Genomic DNA, 26,542 nt, shown 5'->3' on the forward strand with positions numbered 1-26,542 from the left:
GCGGCGCGCGCCGCCCGGCGCGGTGCGCCCGGTTCGGCCGGCGCCGCCGCCGGAATCAGTGCCTCATGCCCAGGAACCCGTGTCGCAGGAGCAGGGCGTCTCTCAATAATTTGAGAAAAAACTCCGCCTGACGGTGTAACGTCGCGCGTTGAACCCCGTATCTCAGCGCGTGGACAGGTGAAAAGTCCCCTCGCACGGAGAAAGAGATGTTTGACCGCCGCATCCTGTTGACGTCCGTCGCCGGCCTGTTCGGCCTGATGGCGTTCCGCTGGCTGAGAGCGACCCCGGCCAACGCCGCGGAGAAATTCGAGATCGAGAAGACGGAGGCCGAGTGGCGCGCCCAGCTCACGCCTCAGCAGTACGAGATTTTGCGCAACCACGGCACCGAGCGGCCCGGCTCGAGTCCGCTTCTGAAGGAACATCGCAAGGGCATCTTCGCCTGCGCCGGCTGCGACCTGCCGCTGTTTGCTTCCGACACCAAGTTCGAGAGCGGCACCGGCTGGCCGAGCTTCTACCAGCCGATTGAGGGCAATGTCGGCAAGACCGAGGACCGGACCTACGGCATGGTCCGCACCGAGGTGCATTGCCGCCGCTGCGGCGGCCATCTCGGCCACGTCTTCGACGACGGTCCAAAGCCGACCGGATTGCGCTACTGCATCGACGGTTTTGGGCTCGTGTTCCACCCCGCGGCGGCGTCCGCGACGTAAGGGGTGTGCCCGGCAATTGTTGCCTGCCCGGCAATTGTGCCCCGGTCTCACGGCCGGGGCATGTCTATTTAAATATCTGATTTCATTGAAATACCCGCATTGGCATAGGCCTTGCGACGTCTCCGTTCGATTGCGGCCACGGGTCGGCCGGCCGCCGAGATCGATTTTGGAGACAAAGTTATGGGTATCTTCGATGCAATGAACACCTCGGTGGGTGGCCTGCAGGCGCAGTCCTACGCGCTTCAGAACATTTCGGGCAATATCGCGAACTCCTCCACCACCGGTTACAAGGGCATCGGAACCAGCTTCGAGGACCTCATTCCCGACGCCTCCGTGCCGAGCAAGCAGGTCGCCGGCGGCGTCACCGCGCATGCGCAGGCAACCATCACCACCCAGGGCACGATCTCGGCCTCCAGCGTCGCCACCAACATGGCGATCACCGGTGACGGATTCTTCTCGGTGCAGAAGGCGAGCGGCGTCGTCGACAACGTGCCGGTATTCGACGGCGTCACGTATTACACGCGTCGCGGCGACTTCCAGGTCAATGCCAACGGCAACCTCGTCAACGGCGCCGGCTACTATTTGATGGGCGTTACGGTCGACCCGAAGACCGGCAACCCGACCGGCAGCGTGCCGACGGTGCTGCAATTCCAGAACAATTTCGTCCCGGCGCAGGCGACGACCTCGATCCAGTACGCGGCGAACCTGCCGACCCAGCCGAACACGGTGGCGAGTTCGACTGCGGCCAGTGGTACGCTGCTGGCCGCAGGCGGACTGAATCCGTCGGATTACGCCGCAAATCCCCTGGCGATTGGCACACCGCCCGCGCCCTACACCAATGCAACGGTCTCCGGCGCGGCTGCCACCGGCAATCTGCGCTCGGCCTATACCTCGACGACCGGGACGGGCTCGGTCGCCTTGCAGGACAGCGCATCGGCGGCTGCGGCCACGACCACTTCGCTCGATCCTTCTGCGACACCTCATCTCGCCACGAGCATTCTCAACGCGCTCGCCAACGGTACGACCGGTACGACCCTGACCATCACCGGCTCCCTCGGAGCCCACACGATCACCTTCGACCCCACGGTCACCACCGTCACGACGGCCAGTAACAACACCACGATCGGATTGGCCTCGGGCAGCGCGGCGAAGGTGTCTGATATCCTGAATGCGATCGCGACGGCTGCCGGCGTCCCCGCTGCCAACGTGACGCTGACCGCCAGCGGCAATATCCAGATCGCGACCGGCACCTCCGCCGACGTGGCGGTCACGAGCGGCGCGGCGGCCACGGCGCTCGGTCTCAGCACTGTGACGCGCGGCGGCAACGTGCTGTCGACGCCTGCGATCACCGGCTCGACGGTTTTGAGCGGCGCCGCCACGGCGGGCGGCGCGGAAGTCATCTCAACGGGGTTCCAGGCCGGCGACGTCATTTATGTCGACGGCACGACCGCGGGCCAGACGCTGACTTTTGTCACTTCGGGCGCCAGCGGGGCAAACCAGATCAACATCACTGACAACATCACAACTCTGCTCAGCAAGATCGATGGGCTCAGCGGCGCGACCGGCTCCTCGATCAGCTCCTCCGGCGTGATCACGCTGAACACCGGCACCGCCAAAGACCTCACGCTTTCTGTGGGAGGCTCCTCCACCGCCAGCGCAGCCTTCGCTGCACTTGGTTTCACGTCATCGATCAGCAAGAACCGCGACGGCGGCGGCACCGCCGGCACGGGCACCGTGATCGGGAATGATATCGCCACCTTCACCAAGGAATCGATCAGCGGTGGCGCGGTGACTGCCTACAACGCGGCCGGCACGCCGGTGAACCTGCAATTGCGCTGGGCCAAGACCGACAGTGCGTCTCTTGGCACCGGACATACCGACAGCTGGAACCTGTTCTATCAGACCGACCCGAACGCGACCGGCACGACGGTCGGCTGGGTCAATACCGGTCAGACCTTCACCTTTGCCAGCGACGGCTCGCTCACCTCGCCGAGCGGCTCGGGCATCACCATCAGCAACGTGTCCGTCAGCGGCCAGTCGCTTGGGTCGGTCGCCTTCAACATCTCCTCGGGCGGGCTCACGCAATATGCGAGCACGAGCGGCGCGGTGACCATCAACACCATCACCCAAAACGGTTATGCCGCCGGCCAGCTTCGCTCGGTCGCCGTCAACAACAACGGTCTCGTGGTCGGCACCTTCTCCAACGGCCAGAACCTCGACCTCGCCTCGGTGACGCTGTCGCACTTCAACGGCACCAACTACCTGAAGGCGCTCGATGGCGGCGCCTATGCCGTCACCGACCAGTCGGGCCCGGCGATCGCTGGCGCCTCCGGCACCATCAGCGGCTCGTCGCTCGAGGGGTCGAACACCGACATCGCCGACGAGTTCACCAAGCTGATCGTGACCCAGCAGGCCTATTCGGCCAACACCAAGGTCATCACGACGGCGAACTCGATGGTGCAGGATCTCCTGAACGTGTTGCGCTGATCAGCGCCGACGCAGCGTAACCAGAGGCGGGCAGTAACATGGGTTTGAGTTCATCCCTCGCCAGCGCAATGAGCGGCCTGCGTGCCAACCAGGCCGCGCTTTCGATCGTCTCCTCCAACGTCGCCAATTCGCAGACGCCGGGTTACGTCGCCCAATCGCCGAACCAGATCGAGGTCACCACCGGCGCATTCGGCTCGACGGTGACGACCACCGGCGTCAGCCGCGACCTCGACACCTACGTGCAGGGCCAGCTCCGCACCGAAACCGGTGGCGGCGGTTACGCCGACCAGATGGCCAACATCCTGAAGCAGCTTCAGAATGTCTACGGCAACCCCGGCGGCAGCGGCACGCTCGAAACCGCGCTGAACGATTTCACGAGCTCGTTGCAGGCTTTGTCGACGAGCGCGGGCGCGTCGTCGGCGCAGACAGTGGCGGTCGCCGCTGCGCAGTCGCTGGCACAGCAGCTCAACCTCACGACCAAGGGCATCCAGTCGCTGCGCAGCAATGTCGAGCAGGATCTCGGCACCTCGGCGCAGCAGGCCAACGCGTCGATGCAGCAGATTGCCGACATCAATACCAAGCTGCAAGGCCTGAGCTCAAGCGATCCGTCAGCGGCGACGCTGATGGATCAGCGCGACCAGGCCATCAATACGCTGTCGAAATATGTCGACGTCCGCGTCGTCACCGACGGTTCCAACCAGGCCAACGTCTACACCAACACCGGCATCCAGCTCGTCGGCGCGGGGCTGGCCTCGAAGTTCAGCTACGCGTCCGCGGGCGCGCTGACGGCGAACTCGCTCTACGACAGCAATCCGGCCAAGTCCGGCGTCGGCGCGTTCAACATCTCGCTGCCGAACGGCTCGTCGATCGACGTCGTCGCCAACAACGTGGTGTCGTCGGGACAGATCGCGGCCGACCTCAAGCTGCGCGACCAGACGCTGGTGCAGGCGCAGACCCAGGTCGACCAGCTGGCCGCGACGATGGCAAGCGCGACGTCCGACAAGACCACGGCCGGCACGGCCGTCGCGGGCCCGCCGTCCGGCTTCACGGTCGACATTTCCAATGCCGCGCCGGGCAATTCGGTCAACCTGACTTATACCGATACCGCGACCAACACCCAGCGCCAGATCACGATCATCAACGTGACGGATCCGGCGGCGCTGCCGCTCCAGAACGCCACCAACGCCAACCCGCTGAAGGTCGGTGTCGACTTCTCCCAGCCCATGGGTTCGATCCTGTCCACGCTCAATACGGCGCTCGCCGGTACGCATCTGTCGTTCGCAGGCAGCGGGACAACGTTGCGGGTCACGGACGACGGCATCAACGCGGCCTCAGTCAACTCTGCCTCGGTGACCAAGACGATCTCCACGCTCCAGTCGGGCAATGCGCAACTGCCGTTGTTCACCGATGGCAGCAGCGCGCTCTACACCGGCGCGATCACCTCGTCGGGGTCGCAGATGACCGGACTTGCCGGGCGCATCGGGGTGAACGCGGCGGTGGTGACCGACCCGAGCAAGCTATCGATCTACAACACCTCGCCGGTGACGCCCGCGGGCGATACCACGCGCTCGGACTTCCTCTACACGCAGCTCACCAGTTCGGTGTTCTCATATTCGCCGACGACGGGGCTGGGCTCATCGAGTCAGCCGTTCAGCGGCACGGTTTCGAGCTATCTGCAGCAGTTTCTGAGCATCCAGAGCAACGCCTCGACCCAGGCGACGGCCTTGCAGCAGGGCCAGAGCGTCGTGGTCTCGACGCTCCAGGCAAAGTTCAACTCGACATCCAGCGTCAACCTCGACTCGGAGATGTCGAACCTGATCCAGCTCCAGAATGCCTATGCCGCCAACGCCCATGTGATGTCGGTCGTGCAAAGCATGATGAACACGTTGATCCAGGCTCAAACGTAACCAGTGTAGGGCTCTGAAAGATGTCGATCGCCAGCATCAACTACTCGTCGTCGGTTCTCGGCGCGCAGATCCGCAACATCAATCAGCAGCTCACCGACCTGTCGACGCAGCTCTCCACCGGCAAGCTGTCGCAGAACTATTCGGGCATGGGCACCAACGAAGGCTTTGCGATCGCCTCGCGCGCGCAGCTTTCGAACATCGCCGCCTATACCGACACGATCACCAACGTCAACGTCAGCATCAACCTCGCCAATACCGCGCTGCAGTCGCTGTCGACCATCCGCAACACGGTGCAGACGGGCGCCGCCAGCACGGCGCAGGATCTCAACGTCAACGGCCAGACGATCGCGCAGAATACCGCTGCCGCGCAGTTCGGCTCGATGGTCGGCGTTCTGAACACCCAGTCGGGCAACCGCTATCTGTTCTCCGGGACTGCCTTCAACACGCAGTCCGTTGCCAACGCCGACGACATCATCAACGGCACGACGACGCAGGCGGGCTTCAAGACCGTCATGGCCGAGCGCCAGGCGGCCGATCTCGGCGCCAACGGCATGGGCCGGCTGGTGCAGACGCAGCCGACGGCGAGCTCGGTGCAGGTGGCCGAGGACGTTGCAGGATCGCCGTTCGGGCTGAAGATCGCCGCGGTCTCCTCGACGCTGACCGGCGCCACCGTGACGGGGCCGAGCGGATCGCCGGTGTCCTTCTCGGTCGATCTCAACGGCAACAATCCGAACAATGGCGACAAGCTGAGCGTCCAGTTCACGCTGCCGGACGGCACCACCGAGCAGATCGACCTGACCGCCTCCAGCGCGACGCCGACGCCGCTGGGCAGCTTCGCGATCGACCCGACCACGCCGAACAACACCGCCGCCAACCTCAACACCGCGCTGAATACTGCGATCAAGAAGCTTGCCAACACCTCGCTGGTGGCGGCGTCCGCCATGACGGCCGGCGATAATTTCTTCAATACCGCGAGCTCGGCGATCGGGACGCCCGTCAACAACCAGCTGGCGACGCCGGCGCCGGTCACCGGTGCGACGCTGTTGTCCGGTACCGCGCCTTCGGACTCGATCGGGACCAGCTTTGCCGCCGGCGACACCATCACCGTCAACGGCACCACGCTGACCTTCGTCAGTTCCGGTGCGACCGGCAACCAGCTCAACATCACCGACAGCATCCAGACCCTGCTCGGCAAGATCGACTCCATCACCGGCACCTCGAAGCCGTCGACCGTCCATGGCGGGGTGATCACGATCAACACTGACGATGCGGCGAGCCTGAACATCACGAGCTCGAACACGGCGGCGCTGGGCGCGTTGGGGTTTGGCTCGACCCCGGTCACGGCCGCGCAGCCGCCGTTGCGCGTCGGCTCTTCGCCGGCGAGTTCGGCGACGACGCTGGTGAACGGCTCGGCCAACACGATCAAATGGTACACCGGCAATGACGGGCCCGGCTCGGCACGCTCCACCGCGGTCGCGCGCGTCGATGATGCCGTGACCGTTCAATATGGCGCGCAGGCCGATGAGGATGCGATCCGCCGGCAGATGCAGGCGACCGCGGTGTTCGGCACCTTCTCGACGTCGCCGACCGGGCAATATTCGGGGGGGCAGGTGTCCGCCCTGAGCCAGCGGGTTGCGCAGGCGCTGACCGAGCAGCCCGGGCAGCAGCGTATCGAGGATATCCAGACCGATATCGCGATGGCCCAGAACACGATGAAGGACGCCACCACGCGCCAGACCCAGGCCAAGGCGCAGCTTCAGACCATCATCGACCAGGCCGAGTCGGCTTCTCCCGACCAGGTCGCGAGCGAGATCCTGGCGCTTCAGAACGCGCTCCAGGCGTCCTACCAAACCACGGCGAACCTGGCGCAGCTCTCGCTCGTCAAGTTCCTGTAAGGGAGCGTTAAGGCTCCATTAACCATGCCTGTTTACCTCTTGGTGAGGATTTGGGGCGCGCGGGGCCATTGATGTCGGATCGGATGCAGCTTGTGGTGGCAACGCCGTGCTTCGGCGGGCAGGTGTCGAGCATCTATGCGAGCTCGATCTTCGCGCTCCAGCGCACGGTGCACGGCATGTCCAATCTCGAGCTCAAGGTGCTCCTGCGCGACGGCGATGCGCTGATTACCCGAGCGCGGGCCAATCTGGTCGCGATGTTCCTCGACGATCCCAAGGCGACGCATTTCCTGTTCGTGGACGCCGACATCGGCTTTGCGCCCGAACAGGTGTTCCGGCTGATCGAATGCGGGGCCGACGTCGTCGCCGGGTGCTATCCGATCAAGCGCGTCAACTGGGACAAGGCCAGGCGGGCGATCCAGGCCGGTCGGGTCGACGTGCCGGCGGCCTCGCTGGACTACGTGCTCGAGATCGAGGATCCCGACCGCATCGTCGTCGTCAACGGATTTACCCGCGTGCGTTACGCGGGCACCGGCTTCCTGATGATCCGCCGTCACGTGCTGGAAGCGATGTGCCGGCATCCGAATTACGCGGGCTTGCAGTTCTTCCGCGAGCATTCGCACGACACGCTGGCCGCGAGCCAGAACCGCTTCGCGCTGTTCGAATGCATGATTGACCCGACAACCGGCACCTATCTTTCCGAAGACTTCGCATTCTGCAAGCGCTGGACCGATATCGGTGGCGAGATCTGGGCCGACATTCAGAGCTCGCTCGACCACGTCGGGCCGTCGGTGTTCCACGGCGACATCGCCTCGCAATTCGCGCCGGCACCTGCCGCCGCGGCAGACGCTGCGTGAGCTTTCCGGATGAGCGTCGGCGTACCCCGCCTGCGAGCTGAGGACGGCCCGCGATACGGGCTGCGCGACCTCTTCACGCCACTGGAGACGCTGCTGGCCTCCGGTGGCGACCAGCGCCTGGCGCTCGATCCGCGCGACGGCCTCAACGCCTACGCTTGCGCGCCGCAGCCGACGCCCGAGATCTGGAATTTCGCATCCTCGACCGCGTCCTCGATCTCGCAAGCGGCCTATGAGCGCGCCGCGCTTGCGCGCGAGGAGCTCGTGCACAAATCGCTGTTCGACGAGGTGGAGGTCGCCTTCGACGCCCGCCTCGAGGACATGCGCGACGAACTGCGCACCCATCTCCAGCTCTCGCCGCGGGTGGATGTCGTGTTCTCGCCCTCCGGCACCGATGCGCAGCTTCACGCGCTGTTCCTGGCGCGTGCCGTGCTCGGCGCGCCGCCGGTCACCATCGTCGTCGGCTCCGAGCAGACGGGAAGCGGAACGGCGTTCACTGCGCGCGGGCGCCATTTCAGCTCGGTGACGGCGAGCGGTGTATCGGTCCGCAAGGACAGTCCGATCGCAGGTCTTGGCGGCGACAGTATCGCGCTGCCACTGATGGCTGAGGCGGACGCCGACTCCGCGGTGCTTCGCGCAATCGAGACGGTGGTCGCGCAAGGCGCGCCCGTGCTGCTTCAGGTCATGGACTCCTCGAAGCTCGGCTGGCGTGCGCCGAGCGAAGCCTGTCTCGACGAGATCGCGAAGCGGTGGCCGGGCAAGGTACAGGTTGCGGTCGATGCCTGCCAGATGCGCCTGGGGCGGCGGCGGCTGCGCTTCTACCTCGACCGCGGCTACATGGTGCTGGTCACCGGCTCGAAATTCTTCGGCGGGCCGGCCTTCAGCGGCGCGCTGCTGGTGCCCAAGGGTTTTGCGCGCACGCTCGATCGCTTGAACGAGATTGCGCCGGGCTTCCTCGACTACGCCAGCCGCTTCGACTGGCCGAAGGGCTGGAACGGCTTGCGATCATGTTTCGAGCGCCGGCCGAATTTCGGTCAGTGGCTGCGCTGGGAGGCGGCGCTGGCCGAGATCGCGGCCTACTACGCGCTGCCCGGTGCCTTCCGCGCCAAGGCGCTCGGCGAGCTGAGGGCCGGCATCGACGACATGATCGCCTTGACGCCGTCGCTTGGCGCGATCCCGTCGGCCTCGCAGCGGAGTAGCGTGGACGACGAGGAGTTCATCCACGATACGATTTTTCCCGTCATGCTTCTGCGCGGCGGCCGGCCGGTGTCGATCGCCGACACCAACGCGGTCTATCGTGCGCTTGCGCGCGACCTGAACGACGACGTCGTCGGCAGTGCCGCGGACCGGCAGGTGGCCGCGCAGCGTTGTCTCGTCGGCCAGCCGGTGCGGCTGGAGCGGCCGGACGGCGCGCAAACCGCGGCGCTGCGGCTCTGCATCGGCGCGCAGCTCGTGACCGGCGCCTGGTCGGCGGACGCGGTGCAAGCGCAAAAAAATCTTCAGCACGTTCTCGACCGCATCGCCCACGTGCTGGTGAAGATCGAGCTGCTGCTTGGCCGCCCGAACGGTGCGGCATCTGCATCCGGAGCATGACATGCAGTCCGAAGTTTCGCATCCGCTCGGCTTGAGCGCGCCGCAAGTCGCCGATCGCATCGGCTTTGCGCGGTTGACACACCAGGCGTTCGTCGGCGTCGATCTGCGGCCGCTCCGCGATCAGCTCGTCGGCAAGATCGCCAACGGCACGGCTCAGGCCGGCGAGGGGCTCGACCTGTCGCTGATCGCGCAGCTTCTCGGCGACAAGGAGGCGGGTCTTGCAATCCAAGCCGAGGTGCTCGCCTTCCATCAATTGTTTCGCTCGCCTTGCGCCGTTGCAAAGCCTGCGCTGCGCGTGCTCGCGCTTGCTGCCGCCATCGACATGGGTGGCAACACCCCGATCGAATTCCTGCTCGAGAGCTCGGACATCGAGCTGTTGACGCTCTACGTCGTCAAGGGCGTCGGCCTGCCGGAGCCGTTGCCGGATCACGACGTCGCCATCGTCGTCGCATCCGATTCCGAGGAATGTCGCGAGGCGCTCGCGGCGATCGACGATGTCGCATCGCGCTGGCCACGGCCGCTGCTCAACCACCCCGACCGCATCGCCAATCTCGATCGCGACAAGCTGCATCGCCTGCTCGCCGGCACGGCAGGCCTCGACATCCCCGCGACGGTCTGTGCGACGCGCGCGCAATTGTCGGATCTGTCGCAGGCGCGGATCCGGTGCGAGGACATCACGAGCGAATTGCACTTCCCGATGATCGTGCGGCCGCGCGGCACTCATGCCGGCGTGGGACTGGCAAAGGTCGACGGTGCCGCGGCGCTTGCGGATTATCTGGCCGCGCGGCAGGAGCAGGACTTCTTCGTCGCGCGCTTCGTCGACTATTCCAGCGCCGACGGACTGTTCCGCAAATATCGTCTCGCCATCGTCGACGGCAGGCCGTACGCCTGTCACATGGCGATCGCAGATCGCTGGGACATCTGGTATCTCAACGCCTACATGGCCTTCAGCGAAGAGAAGCGCGCGGAGGAAGCCGTCTTCATGCGCGACTTCGATGCTGCCTTCGCAAGCCGTCATCGCGCCGCGCTCGACGAGATGATCGCGCGCGTGGGGCTGGACTATTTCACCATCGACTGCGCCGAGAACAGATGCGGCGAGCTTCTGATCTTCGAAGCTGACAATACGGCGGTGGTGCACAACATGGATTCGCCGGACGTGTTTCCGTACAAGCAGCCGCAGATGCGCAAGATCTTTGCCGCGTTCACGACGATGCTGTCGCGACATGCGAAGGTGGACCGGAGCGTAGCATGAAGGAGATTGTCCTGGATAGCATGCAGAGCGCACTCGCGAACAGCTCGCTCGATCCGCAGGATTGGAACGCGTTTCGCGCACTCGCTCACCGCATGCTGGACGAGACGATCGACTCGATTGCCAATGTGCGCGAGCGGGCAGTGTGGCAGCCTGCGCCGGACAGCGTTCGCGCGCAATTGAAGGCGGATGTGCCGCGCGCTGAGACCGATCTCGGCGAGGTCTATCGTGAGTTCTCCGATGTGATCGCGCCTTACGCGACCGGTAACGTCCATCCCGGTTTCATGGGTTGGGTGCATGGCGGCGGTACCGCGGTCGGCATGCTCGCGGAGATGCTGGCGGCCGGGCTCAACGCCAATCTCGGCGGCCGCGACCACATGCCGATCGAGGTCGAGCGGCAGATCACCGCATGGATGCGCGAACTGTTCGGCTTCCCGCAGGGCGCCAGCGGCATCTTCGTCACGGGGACGTCGATGGCGAACCTGATGGCGGTATTGGTGGCGCGCACGAGCGCGCTGGGCATGCTGGTGCGTCAGCACGGCATCGGCAATGACGGCGCGCTGCTCACCGCCTACACGTCGAAGGCGGCGCATGGCTGCATCGCGAAGGCGATGGACATCGCGGGGCTCGGCACTGATGCGCTGCGACAGATCGATGTCGATGCCGAGCATCGCATCGACATTGCCGGGCTGCGCGCGCAGATCGCCGTCGATCGCGAGGTCGGCTTCAGGCCGTTCCTTGTCGTTGCCTCGGCCGGCACCGTCGACATCGGCGCCATCGATGATCTCGCCGATCTCGCCGCATTGTGCCGTGAAGAGGGAATCTGGTTCCACGTCGACGGCGCGTTCGGTGCGCTGGCGATCCTTTCGCCTGAACTGGCGCCGCGCCTTGCCGGCATCGAGCTTGCGGATTCCATCGCGCTCGATTTCCACAAATGGGGGCAGGTGCCCTATGACGCCGGCTTCCTGATGGTTCGCGACGGCGAGAAGCATCGGCAGGCCTTTGCGCAGCCTGCGGCCTATCTGCGGCGCGAAGCGAGGGGGCTGGCTGCGGGTTCGCACTGGCCGTGTGATTTCAGTCCCGATCTGTCGCGCGGCTTCCGTGCGCTCAAAACCTGGTTCACGCTGAAGACCTTCGGCACCGACAGGCTGGGCGCCATGATCGCGCGCACCTGCGCGCTCGCCGAATATCTTGAGGCGCGGATCGTCGCCGAGCCTCGACTCGAACTCATGGCGCCGGTCAATCTCAACATCGTCTGCTTCCGCTATCGCGCCGATGACGAGGTCAATCGCGAGATCGTTGCCGATATCCAGGAATCCGGCATCGCCGCGCCCTCGAGTACGACGCTGGACGGCAAGTTTGCGATCCGCGCGGCGATCGTCAATCACCGCACGGATGTGACCGATATCGATGCGCTGGTCGCCGCCGTGCTGGATTTCGGCGCGCGACGATCGGGCGATGGCCTGATCGAGATCGACGCACCGCCGCTCGCGGCGCAGTAGTCCCTCGAGAGCGCCTGAAAACGAAACCGCCCCGGATCAGGTCCGGGGCGGTTTCGTTTTTGGATCTGCGAGTAGTCTAGGCTGCCGTGCTGACGTCGGTCTTGGGATGCGTGGCTTCGAACTGCTCGCGCAGCTTGTCCTCATAGGCGATGAGCTTGCGGGCGTCCTTGAGCGCGCGATAGAGGTCGCCGCTCATGATGTTGTTGTTGATGCCCTCGATGATCGGCCAGGCGCTCGGCACCGCCGTGACGATGTCGCGCACCAGGTTGAAGTAGGTGCCGTGCTGGCTCTGAGGGTCCGGCGAGATGTACATCAGCTGCACCGCCAGATAGACGAGCCTGGCCGGCGTGTTGGCGGTCTCTGGCGTGAGGATGTCGCGCTCGCGCAGGATCGGCACGTTCTCGCCGTCGATCAAAAGGCGGGCGCGCTGGTCGGTGTTGGTTATCACGCAGTTACCGACAATGATGCGTTCGTGCGGCCTGAGCTCGACCTTGAGGGCCATGCCTGTTCTCCATCAACGCTTTCGTAACCGAGCGTGTGTTGCGGCGGATCAGGGCGCAATACTCCCTCAACAATAGTTAACGAGTTGTAAAGACCGGCCGGTCGCGCTGAATAATTCAATGAAATCAACATGTAAGAGGCCGCCTCGAATCGGGCTGCGATCGGACGGATAGCCCGTTTCCGTCGCCGACTCAGCGAAAGCGACGGTTTCATTTCATGCTTCGTTAGATTCTCGAACGCACGGTCCGGCGTCGCTCGATCAATCGCGATCGCAGCACGACGCCACGCTTACCAGAAAGGTAACACGCAATGTCCGGTATCGTTCTCTCCGCATCGGTTCGTCAGAACCTGCTCTCCCTCCAGTCCACCGCTGACCTTCTCGCCACCACCCAGAATCGTCTGGCCACCGGCAAGAGCGTCAACTCGGCTCTGGACAACCCCACCAACTTCTTCACGGCACAGTCGCTCGACAACCGCGCCAGCGACATCAACAACCTGCTCGACAACATCGGTAACGGTGTGCAAGTGCTGCAGGCTGCCAACACCGGCATCACCTCGCTGCAGAAGCTGGTCGACAGTGCCAAGTCGATCGCCAACCAGGCCCTCCAGACCACGGTCGGTTATTCCACCAAGTCGAACGTCTCCACCACGATCTCGGGTGCGACGGCGTCTGACCTGCGCGGCACCACCAGCTACACTAGCGCGGATGCTCTGAGCAACGTGCTCTATAGCGGTGCTGCAGGTGGCGCGACCGCTGCTGCTAGCGGCACTACGCTGGGCGGCATTTCGGGCGCCGACACGGGTTCGGTCATCAACGCGGCGACGACTGCGGCCAAGCTCCTGAACGGTGCGGCGGCAGGCGACGCGAACGCTGGCGTCGTCGCGGGTGACACGCTCACCGTCAACGGCAAGACCATCACGTTCGCTGCGGGCGACCAGCCGACCACGACCCCGGCCGGCCTGACCCAGGTTGCTACGTCTGCCGGCGTGACCACGGGTAACGTCTACACCGACACCAGCGGCAACGTGACGGTTTACCTGGGCTCTACCACGAAGGCTTCGATCGGTGACGTGCTGACCGCCGTCGATCTCGCCAGTGGCGTGCAGAGCAACGTTGCGGGCACCCTCACACTCAACGCCGGCCAGACCGCGTCTACCGTCACGGGCGGCGGCGCGCTGAAGCTGCAAAGCACGACCGGTTCCGACCTGAGCGTGACCGGCAAGGCCGACATCCTGAAGGCCCTGGGTCTCACCAGTGCGACCGGTGCCGGCAATGTGACGGTCTCCGCGACCCGCACCACGAGCTCGACGACCCTGTCGTCGTTCATCTCGTCGGGTTCGACCCTGAACGTCGACGGCCATGTCATCACCTTCAAGGATGGCCCGACGCCGGCTGCAGCTTCGCTCGCCTCCACCCAGGGTGTGTCCGGCAACGTCGTCACCGACGGTAACGGCAACTCGACGGTCTATCTGCAGAGCTCGACGATCGCCGACGTGCTGAAGGCGGTCGACTTTGCGACGGGCGTGCAGACCTTCACGCTCAACGGCAGCGGCGGCGGTACGCTCGCGACCGCATCCGGCCAGACCAACTCGTCGATCAACGCCTCCGGCCAGCTCAAGATATCGACCGGCGTCAATGCCGATCTGTCGATCACCGGCACCGGCAATGCGTTGCAGTCCCTGGGCCTTGCCGGCAACACCGGCACGTCCTCGGCCTTCACTGCGGCTCGTACTTCCGGCACCGGCGGCATCAGCGGCAAGACCTTGACCTTCACCTCCTTCAACGGTGGCACGGCGGTCAACGTCACCTTCGGCGACGGCACCAACGGTACGGTCAAGACGCTCGATCAGCTCAACACGCAGCTCCAGGCCAACAACCTGTCTGCGACGATCGACGCCAACGGCCTGCTGACGATCTCGACCACCAACGACTACGCGTCTTCGACCATCGGTTCGAACGCTGCAGGTGGTGCGATCGGCGGTACGCTGACCTCGTCGCTGACGTTCTCGACGGCATCGACCCCTGTGGCCGATACCGTCGCGCAGACGACCCGCGCGAATCTGGTCTCGCAGTACAACAACATCCTGAGCCAGATCGACTCGACCTCGCAGGACTCCTCGTTCAACGGCGTCAACCTGTTGAACGGCGACCAGCTCAAGCTGGTGTTCGACGAGACTGGCAAGTCCAGCCTGAACATCACCGGCGTGACCTACAACTCCAAGGGTCTGGGTCTCGCTTCGCTGACGAGCGGTTCGGACTTCATCGACAACGCCGCGACCAACAAGGTGCTGACCAGCCTCAACTCGGCTTCCAGCACGCTACGTTCGGAAGCGTCGACCCTCGGTTCGAACCTCTCGGTCGTGCAGGTTCGTCAGGATTTCAACAAGAACCTGATCAACGTGCTGCAGACCGGCTCGTCCAACCTGACCTTGGCCGACACCAACGTCGAAGCGGCGAACAGCCAGGCGCTGTCGACCCGCCAGTCGATCGCGGTCTCCGCGCTGTCGCTGGCCAACCAGTCGCAGCAGAGCGTGCTCCAGCTGCTCCGCTAAATCGCGGAAGACATCGCTACACAAGATTGAGCGGCGGGGCCTCGGCCCCGCCGCTTTCCTTTTGTGTCAACGTTTTGATTGCGACAGTGTCTTGCAGCGAGGCGAAGACGATGTATCCGGCAGCGATTTGCACACTCTGAGTTATGGTTGACAAGTAGCAAACGCTCCGTCGCTGCACGAAAAAAGCATCATCCGATCATGGCGATACGCGTGGAGCCGATCTGGCTTCGATCGCTCGTATGGTGAATCCGCACGAGGACTGGAGCGACGCGCTTCATGCTTTGTTAGCCGTCTGCGTTCACCGTCCCGGCCATCGATTAATCTTGATCGAAGTTTGTTGCGTTGCGTACCAGAAAGGTAACACCCAATGTCCGGTATCGTTCTTTCGGCATCGGTTCGTCAGAACCTGCTCTCCCTCCAGTCCACCGCTGACCTTCTCGCCACTACCCAGAGCCGCCTGTCGACCGGCAAGAGCGTCAACTCGGCTCTGGACAACCCCACCAACTTCTTCACGGCGCAGTCGCTCGACAACCGCGCCAGCGACATCAACAACCTGCTCGATGGCATCGCCAACGGCGTTCAGGTGCTGCAAGCCGCCAATACCGGCATCACCTCGCTGCAGAAGCTGATCGACAGTGCCAAGTCGATCGCCAACCAGGCGCTCCAGACGACCGTCGGGTACTCCTCGAAGTCCAACGTCTCCACCACGATCTCGGGTGCGACGGCGTCTGACCTGCGCGGCACCACCAGCTACACCAGCGCGGATGCTCTGAGTAACGTGCTCTATAGCGGTGCTACGGGCGGTGTGACCGCCGCTGCTAGCGGCACAACGCTGGGCGGCATTTCGGGATCGGACACGGGTTCGGTCATCAACGCTGCGACGACTGCGGCCAAGCTCCTGAACGGTGCGGCTGCAGGCGACGCGAACGCCGGCGTCGTTGCGGGTGACACGCTCACCGTCAACGGCAAGACCATCACGTTCGCTGCGGGCGACCAGCCGACCACAACCCCAACCGGCCTGACCCAGGTTGCTACGTCTGCCGGCGTGACCACGGGTAACGTCTACACCGACACCAGCGGCAACGTGACGGTTTACCTGGGCTCTACCACGAAGGCTTCGATCGGTGACGTGCTGACCGCCGTCGATCTCGCCAGTGGCGTGCAGAGCAACGTTGCGGGCACCCTCACACTCAACGCCGGCCAGACCGCGTCTACCGTCACGGGCGGCGGCGCGCTGAAGCTGCAAAGCACGACCGGTTCCGACCTGAGCGTGACCGGCAAGGCCGACATTCTGAAGGCCCTCGGCCTGACGGCTGCGACCGGTGCAGGCAACGTGACGGTCTCGGCGACCCGCACCACGAGCTCGACGACCCTGTCGTCGTTCATCTCGTCGGGTTCGACCCTGAACGTCGACGGCCATGTCATCACCTTCAAGGATGGCCCGACGCCGGCTGCAGCTTCGCTCGCCTCAACCCAGGGTGTGTCCGGTAACGTCGTCACCGACGGCAACGGCAACTCGACGGTCTATCTGCAGAGCTCGACGATCGCCGACGTGCTGAAGGCGGTCGACTTTGCGACGGGCGTGCAGACCTTCACGCTCAACGGCAGCGGCGGCGGTACGCTCGCGACCGCATCCGGCCAGACCAACTCGTCGATCAACGCCTCCGGCCAGCTCAAGATCTCGACCGGCGTCAATGCCGATCTGTCGATCACCGGCACCGGCAACGCGCTGTCCGCGCTCGGCCTCGCCGGCAACACCGGCACGGCGACCGCCTTCACCGCGGCTCGTACCTCCGGCACCGGCGGTATCAACGGCAAGACCTTGACCTTCACCTCCTTCAATAGCGGCACGGCGGTCAACGTCACGTTCGGCGACGGCACCAACGGCACGGTCAAGACGCTCGATCAGCTCAACACGCAGCTCCAGGCCAACAACCTGTCTGCGACGATCGACGCCAACGGCCTGCTGACGATCACTGCGACCAACGACTACGCGTCCTCGACGCTTGGCTCCACGGCCGCAGGTGGTGCGATCGGCGGCACGCTGACGACCGCTCTGACCTTCTCGACGGCGTCGACTCCAGTGGCCGACAACGTCGCACAGACGGCTCGTGCGAACCTGGTCAACCAGTACAACAACATCCTGCAGCAGATCGACTCGACCTCGCAGGACTCCTCGTTCAACGGTGTCAACCTGTTGAACGGCGACCAGCTCAAGCTGGTGTTCGACGAGACCGGCAAGTCGAGCCTGAACATCACCGGCGTGACCTACAACTCCAAGGGTCTGGGCCTCGCCGCGCTGACGGGTGGTGTCGACTTCATCGACAACGCCGCGACCAACAAGGTGTTGACGAACCTGAACACCGCGTCGAGCACGCTGCGTTCGGAAGCCTCGGCCCTCGGTTCGAACCTGACGATCGTGCAGGTTCGTCAGGACTTCAACAAGAACCTGATCAACGTGCTGCAGACCGGCTCGTCCAACCTGACGCTGGCCGACACCAACGTCGAGGCGGCGAACAGCCAGGCGCTGTCGACCCGCCAGTCGATCGCCGTCTCCGCGCTCTCGCTGGCCAACCAGTCGCAGCAGAGCGTGCTCCAGCTGCTCCGCTAATAAGCGGAAGACATCACAAGCAGAATAGGGCGGCGGGGCCTCGGCCCCGCTGCTTTTTTGTTGGCACGCGAGTTCGAAGCGCCCTCGATGAGGCTCCGAAAAGTAACCGTCGGTTATGGTTAATGGAGCGTAAGCGCGCAGAATTGCCAACGATTTCAGTCTGATTGCTGGGCGTGCCAACGCCCGCCGCCGGTTTATGGTGAACTGGCGCTTATGCAAGTGAGCCTCGTTTCACCCTTTGTTAGCCATGTCCGCGCAGGCTGTGCGCGTCACTCGATCCGAAGCGATCGAACGAAGACGCGTAAACCAGAAGGGTAAGAGTTATGTCCGGTATTGTTCTCTCTGCGTCGGTTCGTCAGAACCTGCTCTCTCTCCAGTCCACCGCTGACCTCCTCGCCACCACCCAGAATCGTCTGTCGACCGGCAAGAGCGTCAACTCGGCCCTTGACAATCCCACCAACTATTTCACGGCGCAGTCGCTCGACAATCGCGCCAGCGACATCAATAACCTGCTCGATGGCATCGCCAACGGCGTGCAGGTGCTGCAGGCCGCCAATACCGGCTTGACCTCGCTGCAGAAGCTGATCGATAGCGCCAAGTCGATCGCCAACCAGGCGCTGCAGACCACCGTCGGTTACTCCTCGAAGTCCAGCGTTTCGACCACGATCGCCGGCGCGACGGCGGCCGACCTGCGCGGCACCACGAGCTTCGCCAGCGCAGTCGCCAACAGCAACGTGCTGTACAGCGGTGCTGCGGGTGGTGTGACTGCCGCTACGTCTGGCGCCACACTGGGCGGCATTTCGGGATCAGACACGGGAACCGTGATTAACGCGGCGACGACTGCGGCCAAGCTCCTGAACGGCGCGGCTGCAGGCGACGCGAACGCCGGCGTCGTTGCGGGTGACACGCTCACCGTCAACGGCAAGACCATCACATTCGCTGCGGGCGACCAGCCGACCACGACCCCAACGGGCCTGACCCAGGTTGCTACGTCTGCCGGCGTGACCACGGGTAACGTCTACACCGACACCAGCGGCAACGTGACGGTTTACCTGGGCTCCACCACGAAGGCTTCGATCGGTGACGTGCTGACTGCCGTCGATCTCGCCAGTGGCGTGCAGAGCAACGTTGCGGGCACCCTGACGCTCAACGCCGGCCAGACCGCGTCTACCGTCACCGGCGGCGGCGCGCTGAAGCTGCAAAGCACGACCGGTTCCGACCTGAGCGTGACCGGCAAGGCCGACATTCTGAAGGCCCTCGGTCTCACCAGTGCGACCGGCGCCGGCAATGTCACAGCTACTGCTGCGCGTACCACGAGCTCGACAACGGTGTCGTCGCTTGTCTCGTCGGGTTCGACGCTGAACGTTGACGGCCATGTCATCACCTTCAAGGACGCGCCGACGCCGGCTGCGGCTTCGCTCGCCTCCACCCAGGGTGTGTCCGGTAACGTCGTCACCGACGGCAATGGCAACTCGACGGTCTATCTGCAAAGCGGCACGATCTCCGATGTGCTGAAAGCAATCGACTTCGCCACGGGCGTGCAGACCTTCACGCTCAACGGCAGCGGCGGCGGTACGCTCGCGACCGCATCCGGCCAGACACCTTCGTCGATCAACACCTCCGGCCAGCTCAAGCTCTCGACCGGCGTCAACGCCGATCTGTCGATCACCGGTACCGGCAATGCCCTGTCGGTGTTCGGTCTCGCCGGCAACACCGGGACGGCATCGGCATTCACGGCTGCCCGTACTTCCGGCGTCGGCGGCATCGCCGGCAAGACCTTGACCTTCACCTCCTTCAACGGCGGCACGGCGGTCAATGTCACCTTCGGCGACGGCACCAACGGCACGGTCAAAACGCTCGACCAGCTCAACTCGCAGCTCCAGGCGAACAATCTGGCCGCGACGATCGACGCCAACGGTCAGCTCACCATCACCGCCTCCAACGACTACGCGTCCTCGACGATCGGTTCGACGGTCGCTGGCGGTGCGATCGGCGGCACGCTGACATCTGCGCTGACGTTCACGACCGCCTCCACGCCGACTCAAGACGTTGTTGCCCAGTCGGCTCGCGCGAATCTGGTCTCGCAGTACAACAACATCCTGAACCAGATCGACACGACCTCGGTCGACTCCTCGTTCAACGGCGTGAACCTGTTGAACGGCGATCAGCTCAAGCTGGTGTTCGACGAGACCGGCAAGTCGAGCCTCAACATCACCGGCGTGACCTACAACTCCAAGGGTCTGGGCCTCGCCTCGTTGACCGTCGGTGTCGACTTCATCGACAACGCCGCGACCAACAGGGTGCTGACCAACCTGAACTCGGCCTCGAGCACGTTACGTTCGGAAGCTTCGGCTCTCGGTTCGAACCTCTCGGTCGTGCAGATCCGTCAGGACTTCAACAAGAACCTGATCAACGTGCTGCAGACCGGCTCGTCCAACCTGACCCTGGCCGACACCAACGTCGAGGCGGCGAACAGCCAGGCGCTGTCGACCCGTCAGTCGATCGCGGTCTCCGCGCTCTCGCTGGCCAACACGTCACAGCAGAGCGTGCTCCAGCTGCTCCGCTAATAAGCGGCTGAAATCGCTGTATAAAATCGAGCGGCGGGGCCAAGTGCCCCGCCGCTCTTTTTTGCGTCCGGAAGCCGGCAGGGGCGTTCACCGGCCATTAACCGTATCGCTTAAGTCGGCGTTAACCATACTTTAAAGGACACCCCCTACAACTGGACCAAAGCCCGCTTTCCAGATCGGCGAGCCCCGATTCGTACCCGGTATCGCGCTTCAAGAGGAAGACCCGCCAATGTCCAACATCGTTCTCTCGGCGTCAGTTCGCCAGAACCTGTTGTCGCTGCAGTCAACGGCCGACTTGCTCGCCACGACGCAGGAGCGGCTGTCGACCGGCAAGAAGGTCAACACGGCGCTCGACAATCCGACCAACTTCTTCACTGCGCAGGGGCTGGACAACCGGGCGAGCGACATCAGCAACCTGCTCGACGGCATCAACAACGGTGTGCAGGTGCTGCAGGCGGCGAATACCGGTATCACCTCGCTGCAAAAACTGATCGATAGCGCGAAGTCGATCGCCAACCAGGCGCTTCAGACCACCGTGGGCTATTCCACCAAGTCGAACGTCTCGACCACGATACCGGGCGCAACGCCGGCCGACCTGCGCGGCACCACCTCTTATGCCAGCGCCACCGCCAACAGCAACGTGCTCTACACCGGTGCCCCCGGCGGTGTCACACCGGTGACATCGGGTGCGTCGCTTGGCGCGTCGCTGGGCTCGACCGCCGGCACCTTGACCGGCACGGCTGTCAACGCGGCCGACAACTCGACCGCGCTCACTGGCACCGACACGCTGATCGGCTCCACGACGTCGAGCACCTTCGCCGCCTCTCCGGCGGATGGCGACTCGATCACCGTCAACGGCAAGACCGTCACCTTCCGCACCGGCGCGGCGCCGGCGACCCTGCCGACCGGCTGGGGTCTCAACGCCAGCGGCCATATCGCGACCGACGGTAACGGCAACTCGATCGTCTACATGGGTACAACCGGCGCTCCGACGGGCACCGTCAATGACCTGCTGACCGCAGTCGATCTGGCAAGCGGCGTGAAGAGCGCTGCGATCAGCGCCGGCGCGGCGACGATCACCACCAGCGGTGCCACCGTCGGTACCGTTCAGACGCCGTCGTCGATCGCCGCCGGCGTGGTCACACTGAAGAGCTCGACGGGCGCCGATCTGAGCGTGACCGGCAAGGCCGATTTCCTCAAGGCCCTTGGCCTGACCTCGGCAACCGGCGCGGGCAACGCGACGGTGACGGCCGCGCGGTCGACCACCGCTGGCTCGCTCGGCTCCCTGGTCCAGGACGGCTCGACGCTCAACGTCGATGGTCACGTCATCACTTTCAAGAACGCGCAGACGCCGCAGTCGGCGGCGAGCGTCACCTCCGGCGGCGTTAGCGGCAACATCGTCACTGACGGCAACGGCAACTCGACCGTTTACCTGCAAAGCGCCACACTGACCGATTTGCTGAATTCAATCGACCTCGCCACCGGTGTGAAGACCGCCAGCATCTTCAATGGTGCGGCCACGCTTTCGACCGTCTCGGGGCAGATCCCATCGTCGGTCAATACCAGCGGTCAGCTTTCGCTCTCAACCGGTATCAATGCCGACCTCGCGATCACCGGCACGGGCAATGCGCTCAGCGCCTTTGGCCTCAGCGGCAACACGGGAACGGCGACGGCGTTCACCGCGGCGCGCACGTCCGGCATCGGCGGCATCAGCGGCAAGACGTTGACCTTCACCGCTTTCAACGGCGGCACGCCGGTCAACGTCACCTTCGGCGACGGCACCAATGGCACGGTCAAGACGCTGGACCAACTCAACGCACAGCTTCAGGCCAATCACCTGACGGCGACGATCGACGCCAACGGTGTGCTCACGGTCACCACCGTCAACGAATACGCCTCCTCGACGCTTGGTTCGACGACCGCCGGCGGCGCGATCGGCGGCACCATCACCAGCGTTCTTTCCTTCACCACCGCACAGCCGCCGGTTCAGGATCCCGTCGCGCAGACCGCACGCTCGAACCTGGTCAACCAGTTCAACAACATCCTGGCGCAGATCGACACCACCTCGCAGGACTCCTCGTTCAACGGCGTCAACCTGCTCAACGGCGATACGCTGAAGCTCGTGTTCAACGAGACCGGCAGCTCGACGCTCAGCATCAACGGCGTGGTGTTCAACGCGGCCGGCCTGGGCTTAAGTAACCTCGTCAACGGCGTCGACTTCATCGACAACGGTGCGACCAACAAGGTGCTCACGAGCCTCAACGCGGCCTCGAGCACGCTGCGGTCGGAGGGCTCCGCGCTCGGTTCGAACCTGTCGATCGTGCAGGTGCGTCAGGACTTCTCGAAGAACCTGATCAACGTGCTGCAGACCGGCTCGTCGAACCTCACGCTCGCCGACACCAACGAGGAAGCGGCCAACAGCCAGGCGCTGTCGACCCGCCAGTCGATCGCGGTCTCCGCGCTGTCGCTCGCCAACCAGTCGCAGCAGAGCGTGCTCCAGCTCCTCCGCTAAGCGCGACGCCGACGATCGAAGCGAATGAAATTGCGGCGAGGCCAATGCCTCGCCGTTCTTTTGAACGAGATCGCTAACGCTCGATTAGCTGAAATCGGCACATAATGGACGCAGTCGTTTACAGTGCACGCACCCGGATCTAGCCTTGAGGCGAGCGAAGAATCTTCGGCCCGTAATTGTCCGGAGTCCTTCCGCGCTCTCACGTAAGCAAATCTTAAGCGGTGCTGCCTAGGGTTGGGAAAGAAATCCTTAAGCTCGTTCAATGGGCTAGGTAAATCTCCAAGGTGTGATTGATGTCGAATTCCGCTGCCTCGGCCTACGCGCGTGTTGCAACGACCACAGCATCCCCTCGCGACATTGAGGCGCAGACGCTGCTGAAGGCCGCCAACAAGCTGCAGGATGCGATCAACAACGCCGATCCGCTCAGCGAGCAGACCATGCAGGCGCTGATGTTCAACCGCAAGCTCTGGACCATCTTCCTGAGCGAAGCGATGCGCGACAACAATCCGCAGCCGCTCGACGTCCGGCAGAAGATTGCCAATATCAGCGTGTTCGTGCTGAGCCAGACCGCGGCTCTCCAGATGAGTCCGCAGTTCGATCACTTCCGTCCGCTGATCGAGATCAACCGCAACATCGCTGCCGGGCTGTCGGGACGTCCGTAACGGAGCTGCGCCATGGCCGACATCATGAGCATCTTGTCGACCGCGTATAAGTCCAACGTTCTTTCGAATACGACGGGCTCGTCCAAATACGTCGCGGTCGATCCGACGTTGTATCAGGGCTCGTGGACCGGCACCTATTCCGACGGCAAGAAATTCTCGCTCAGCATCTCGCAAGTCAACGGATTTCGCGCGCAGATCCACTACCAGAGCGGCGGCACGTCGCAATATCAGCAGGTGCTGATCAAGGACTCCTCGTTCCGCTTCGGCAATACGAAGTTCACGCTGACCAATACGGGCACTGCGCAGATCAAGAACGTGGTGACCGATCCCGCGACCGGCTCGACCTATCTCGACACGGCGCAGGCCACGCTGGACACGTGATCAGGCGCTGCGATCGGTCGAGAGCGGGCGCGAGAGCTCGGACTTGCTCAGATCGAGGGCGTGGAAATAGGCGCGACGGCGCAGCATCGCTTCGTCCGGAAATTGCGTCACTACCGCGTCGGTCTTTTCATTGACGACCTGGAAGACGAACGAGGCCGCCGCCTGGTTGAACACGACCTGGCGCGAGACGTTCTCGTTGCCCTGCAAATCATTGCGCGCGGCCGCGCCCGCATCGCTTGCGGCGACCGTCTGGCTTGCCGGCAAATCAGTCTGCACGGCATCGTTCGCCGCCGTGCTCGACGTCGCTACTGGCAACATAGGGGCCGGTATCCCCACCGGCCTGATGCTGAAATCTGTACTCACGGCAGCCTCCTGGCCTTGCCCCCGAGTCAAATCCCAACCCGTCCAATCGCGCAACTATGGGCGCCAGGTTTGAAGTTCCAGTTAGGAAACGTGCCTAGCTACGCGCCAACATCGGCGCGCTGTTTTGATGAAAATTGTCGGTATTTCCTGCGCCGCGATCAGAGCGAGCGGCTGACCGAGAGCGGCGTGATGTGGCGCGGACCTGGTGCCGCGCGCCGGCCGGCGGCGGTGTAGGTGTTCGGCACGTTGCGCTTCTGGATCTCGGCGTTGACGCCGCGGATCACGCTCTCGGACACCGCGTGTGCGGTTGCGAGCACGGTGAGATTGACCTGCAGCATGGCGCGGAACGCATCGTGATGGCGGTGCAGCGTCGAGAGCAGCTCGGGCGCGGATTTCGCAAGCTGGGTCTGGTTCGCCTTGAGCTGGCTCACGGCACTGACGTAGCGGCGGGACAATTCCTGCTTCTTCGATTCAAATGCCAGCGCTTCGCGCAAGCGGCCGGCGCGCACCAGCTCGGTCTCCCGCTCGATCAGCCCGAGCAGCGCGCTCATCGCGTCCATCAGGTCCTCGGCGAGCTTGCGGGCCTCGGCGCTGCCCGGCGCGCTTGCGCTGCCGGGTGCAGCGGCAGCGCGAGGGGCGGGCACCGGCTGACGTGACGCATTGAAGTGGTTCATGTCGTTTGGACCTTATGCCGTGCGAACGGTTTTCGCCTGCTGCAGGATGAGGGTGCGGTAGACTTCGCTGGCCACGCCGACACCGCCGGCATTGGCGAAATTCTTCGAGTACTGCTCGGTCAGCATCGAGCGCCACACGCCGGTGCCGACCGTGTCGCCGAACGGGCCTTCGCCCTTCAGGCCCGACGTCATCTGCGAGAACATCGCGTTGAGGAACATGCCCTCGAAGTCGGTCGCGGTCTTCTGGGCCTTGGCCTGCTGCTGCGGCGAGACCTTTTGCAGGGCGGCGGCGAGCTCGAAGTCGGGCCGGCCGTTGCGGCTCTGCACCGAGAAGGCGGAGGAGGCGATTGGGGTCGAGTTGATCGAGCCGGTCTGCATCACATCACCTCGATATCGGCTTCGATCGCGCCGGCGGCCTTGATCGCCTGGAGGATGCTGATGAGGTCGCGCGGGCCGATGCCGAGGCCGTTGAGGCCGTCGACGAGCTGCTGGAGCGAGACGCCGTCCTTGACGACGGCGAACTTCTTGCCGTCCTCGGTGACGCTGACGCCGGTGCGCGGGGTAACCACGGTGCGGCCGCGCGACAGTGGATTGGGCTGGCTCACTTGCGGGCTCTCAGAGATCGTGACGGTGAGATTGCCCTGCGCGACTGCGACGGTGGCGACGCGGACGTCGCGGCCCATCACGATGATGCCGCTTCGTTCGTCGATGATGATCTTGGCGGCGAGATCCGGATCGACCTGGAGCTGCTCGATCTCAGTGAGGAAGGCGACGACGTTGCCCTTGAACTCCGGCGGGATCGAGAGCTGCACGGTGGAGGGATCGAGCGGCTCGGCGCTCTTGACGCCGAGATAGTCGTTGATGGCGGCCGCGATGCGCTTTGCCGTGGTGAAGTCGGCGTTGCGCAGCGCCAGCCGCACGTTCGGCAGGCGGTTCAGCGCGAACTCGATCTCGCGCTCGATGATGGCGCCGTTGGCGATGCGCCCGACCGTCGGCACGCCGCGGACGATTTTGGCTGCTTCGCCCTCGGCCTGGAAGCCGGAGATCGCGAGCGAGCCCTGGGCGACCGCGTAGACGTTGCCGTCGGCACCTAACAGGGGGGTGACGAGCAGGGTGCCGCCCTGCAAATTCTTGGCGTCGCCGAGCGCGGACACCGTGACGTCCATGCGCGTGCCCTGCGTCGCGAAGGCCGGCAAATTGCCGGTCACCATGACGGCGGCGACGTTGCCGGTGCGGATGGTGGCGCCGCGGATATTGACGCCCATGCGTTCCAGCATCGCTTGCAGCGACTGCTTGGTGAAGGGGATGTTGTTGAGCGTGTCGCCGGTGCCGTTGAGGCCCACCACGAGGCCATAGCCGATGAGCTGGTTCTGCCGGACGCCTTCGATATTGGCGAGGTCCTTGATGCGCGAGGTCGCGCTTGCAGGCGCGGCCGTGAGCGCCAACGCTGACAGCGCGGCACATGCCACCCTCAATAACCTTGCCCAACGCACGCTTGGCATCCTCTGCTCCCCGAGGCTTCCTCAG

19 protein-coding genes are annotated in these 26,542 nt (G+C 64.2%); 14 read left to right on the forward strand and 5 right to left on the reverse strand.

Going from position 1 to position 26,542, the window contains the following annotated elements; genetic code table 11:
* The first annotated feature begins 206 nt into the window (after window positions 1–206).
* The 8 genes from msrB (at window position 207) to QQL28_RS41185 (ending at window position 12,191) form a co-directional block, all read left to right on the forward strand.
* Window positions 207–707: a peptide-methionine (R)-S-oxide reductase MsrB gene (msrB, locus tag QQL28_RS41150; protein ID WP_284274899.1), complete on the forward strand. Its 501-nt coding sequence runs from the start codon at window positions 207–209 to the stop codon at window positions 705–707.
* A gap of 180 nt (window positions 708–887) precedes the next feature.
* Window positions 888–3,194, forward strand: coding sequence for a flagellar hook-basal body complex protein (locus tag QQL28_RS41155; RefSeq protein WP_284274904.1), 2,307 nt, complete (start codon window positions 888–890; stop codon window positions 3,192–3,194).
* 38 nt (window positions 3,195–3,232) lie between these two features.
* On the forward strand, window positions 3,233–5,101 hold the full coding sequence (gene flgK / locus QQL28_RS41160; RefSeq protein ID WP_284274906.1) for a flagellar hook-associated protein FlgK: 1,869 nt from the start codon (window positions 3,233–3,235) through the stop codon (window positions 5,099–5,101).
* A gap of 20 nt (window positions 5,102–5,121) precedes the next feature.
* On the forward strand, window positions 5,122–6,996 hold the full coding sequence (locus QQL28_RS41165; protein ID WP_284274907.1) for a flagellar protein: 1,875 nt from the start codon (window positions 5,122–5,124) through the stop codon (window positions 6,994–6,996).
* Window positions 6,997–7,067: 71 nt separating this feature from the next.
* Window positions 7,068–7,850, forward strand: a complete 783-nt coding sequence (locus QQL28_RS41170) for a methylenetetrahydrofolate reductase (RefSeq protein WP_284274908.1) — start codon at window positions 7,068–7,070, stop codon at window positions 7,848–7,850.
* A 9-nt stretch (window positions 7,851–7,859) separates the two neighbouring features.
* Window positions 7,860–9,440, forward strand: coding sequence for a hypothetical protein (locus QQL28_RS41175; RefSeq protein WP_284274909.1), 1,581 nt, complete (start codon window positions 7,860–7,862; stop codon window positions 9,438–9,440).
* Between the two features lies 1 nt (window position 9,441).
* Complete coding sequence (locus tag QQL28_RS41180) at window positions 9,442–10,692, forward strand: ATP-grasp domain-containing protein (protein WP_284274911.1); 1,251 nt, start codon at window positions 9,442–9,444, stop codon at window positions 10,690–10,692.
* Complete coding sequence (locus QQL28_RS41185; RefSeq protein ID WP_284274913.1) at window positions 10,689–12,191, forward strand: pyridoxal phosphate-dependent decarboxylase family protein; 1,503 nt, start codon at window positions 10,689–10,691, stop codon at window positions 12,189–12,191. Before QQL28_RS41180 ends, QQL28_RS41185 begins: the two co-directional genes overlap by 4 nt.
* 76 nt (window positions 12,192–12,267) lie before the next feature.
* Here QQL28_RS41185 and flbT read toward each other — a convergent pair whose 3' ends face one another.
* The gene (gene flbT, locus QQL28_RS41190; protein WP_284274915.1) at window positions 12,268–12,693 is read right to left on the reverse strand and encodes a flagellar biosynthesis repressor FlbT; all 426 of its coding nucleotides are present in this window, start codon (window positions 12,691–12,693) and stop codon (window positions 12,268–12,270) included.
* A gap of 308 nt (window positions 12,694–13,001) precedes the next feature.
* Between flbT and QQL28_RS41195 the strand changes: the two genes are divergently transcribed.
* The 6 genes from QQL28_RS41195 (at window position 13,002) to QQL28_RS41220 (ending at window position 23,978) form a co-directional block, all read left to right on the forward strand.
* Window positions 13,002–15,245: a DUF1522 domain-containing protein gene (locus QQL28_RS41195; protein ID WP_284274917.1), complete on the forward strand. Its 2,244-nt coding sequence runs from the start codon at window positions 13,002–13,004 to the stop codon at window positions 15,243–15,245.
* A gap of 367 nt (window positions 15,246–15,612) precedes the next feature.
* Window positions 15,613–17,856, forward strand: a complete 2,244-nt coding sequence (locus QQL28_RS41200) for a DUF1522 domain-containing protein (protein WP_284274919.1) — start codon at window positions 15,613–15,615, stop codon at window positions 17,854–17,856.
* A gap of 323 nt (window positions 17,857–18,179) precedes the next feature.
* A complete protein-coding gene (locus tag QQL28_RS41205) occupies window positions 18,180–20,423 on the forward strand; it encodes a DUF1522 domain-containing protein (RefSeq protein ID WP_284274921.1) in 2,244 nt (747 codons plus the stop codon).
* Window positions 20,424–20,652: 229 nt separating this feature from the next.
* Window positions 20,653–22,935, forward strand: coding sequence for a DUF1522 domain-containing protein (locus QQL28_RS41210; protein ID WP_284274928.1), 2,283 nt, complete (start codon window positions 20,653–20,655; stop codon window positions 22,933–22,935).
* Between the two features lie 293 nt (window positions 22,936–23,228).
* Window positions 23,229–23,597 (forward strand): flagellar biosynthesis regulator FlaF, encoded by a 369-nt coding sequence (gene flaF, locus QQL28_RS41215; RefSeq protein WP_284274931.1) that lies wholly within the window; start codon window positions 23,229–23,231, stop codon window positions 23,595–23,597.
* A 12-nt stretch (window positions 23,598–23,609) separates the two neighbouring features.
* A complete protein-coding gene (locus tag QQL28_RS41220) occupies window positions 23,610–23,978 on the forward strand; it encodes a hypothetical protein (RefSeq protein WP_284274934.1) in 369 nt (122 codons plus the stop codon).
* Here QQL28_RS41220 and QQL28_RS41225 read toward each other — a convergent pair whose 3' ends face one another.
* The 4 genes from QQL28_RS41225 to QQL28_RS41240 form a co-directional block, all read right to left on the reverse strand.
* The gene (locus QQL28_RS41225; protein WP_284274938.1) at window positions 23,979–24,341 is read right to left on the reverse strand and encodes a hypothetical protein; all 363 of its coding nucleotides are present in this window, start codon (window positions 24,339–24,341) and stop codon (window positions 23,979–23,981) included. It lies immediately after the preceding gene.
* Window positions 24,342–24,499: 158 nt separating this feature from the next.
* The gene (locus tag QQL28_RS41230) at window positions 24,500–25,015 is read right to left on the reverse strand and encodes a hypothetical protein (RefSeq protein WP_284274944.1); all 516 of its coding nucleotides are present in this window, start codon (window positions 25,013–25,015) and stop codon (window positions 24,500–24,502) included.
* A gap of 12 nt (window positions 25,016–25,027) precedes the next feature.
* Complete coding sequence (gene flgJ / locus QQL28_RS41235) at window positions 25,028–25,393, reverse strand: flagellar assembly peptidoglycan hydrolase FlgJ (RefSeq protein ID WP_284274949.1); 366 nt, start codon at window positions 25,391–25,393, stop codon at window positions 25,028–25,030.
* On the reverse strand, window positions 25,393–26,517 hold the full coding sequence (locus QQL28_RS41240) for a flagellar basal body P-ring protein FlgI (RefSeq protein ID WP_284274954.1): 1,125 nt from the start codon (window positions 26,515–26,517) through the stop codon (window positions 25,393–25,395). The genes flgJ and QQL28_RS41240 overlap by 1 nt, the downstream gene beginning before the upstream one ends.
* Between the last annotated feature and the right edge of the window lie 25 nt (window positions 26,518–26,542).

Source organism: Bradyrhizobium iriomotense (assembly GCF_030160715.1).
Taxonomy (GTDB): domain Bacteria; phylum Pseudomonadota; class Alphaproteobacteria; order Rhizobiales; family Xanthobacteraceae; genus Bradyrhizobium; species Bradyrhizobium iriomotense.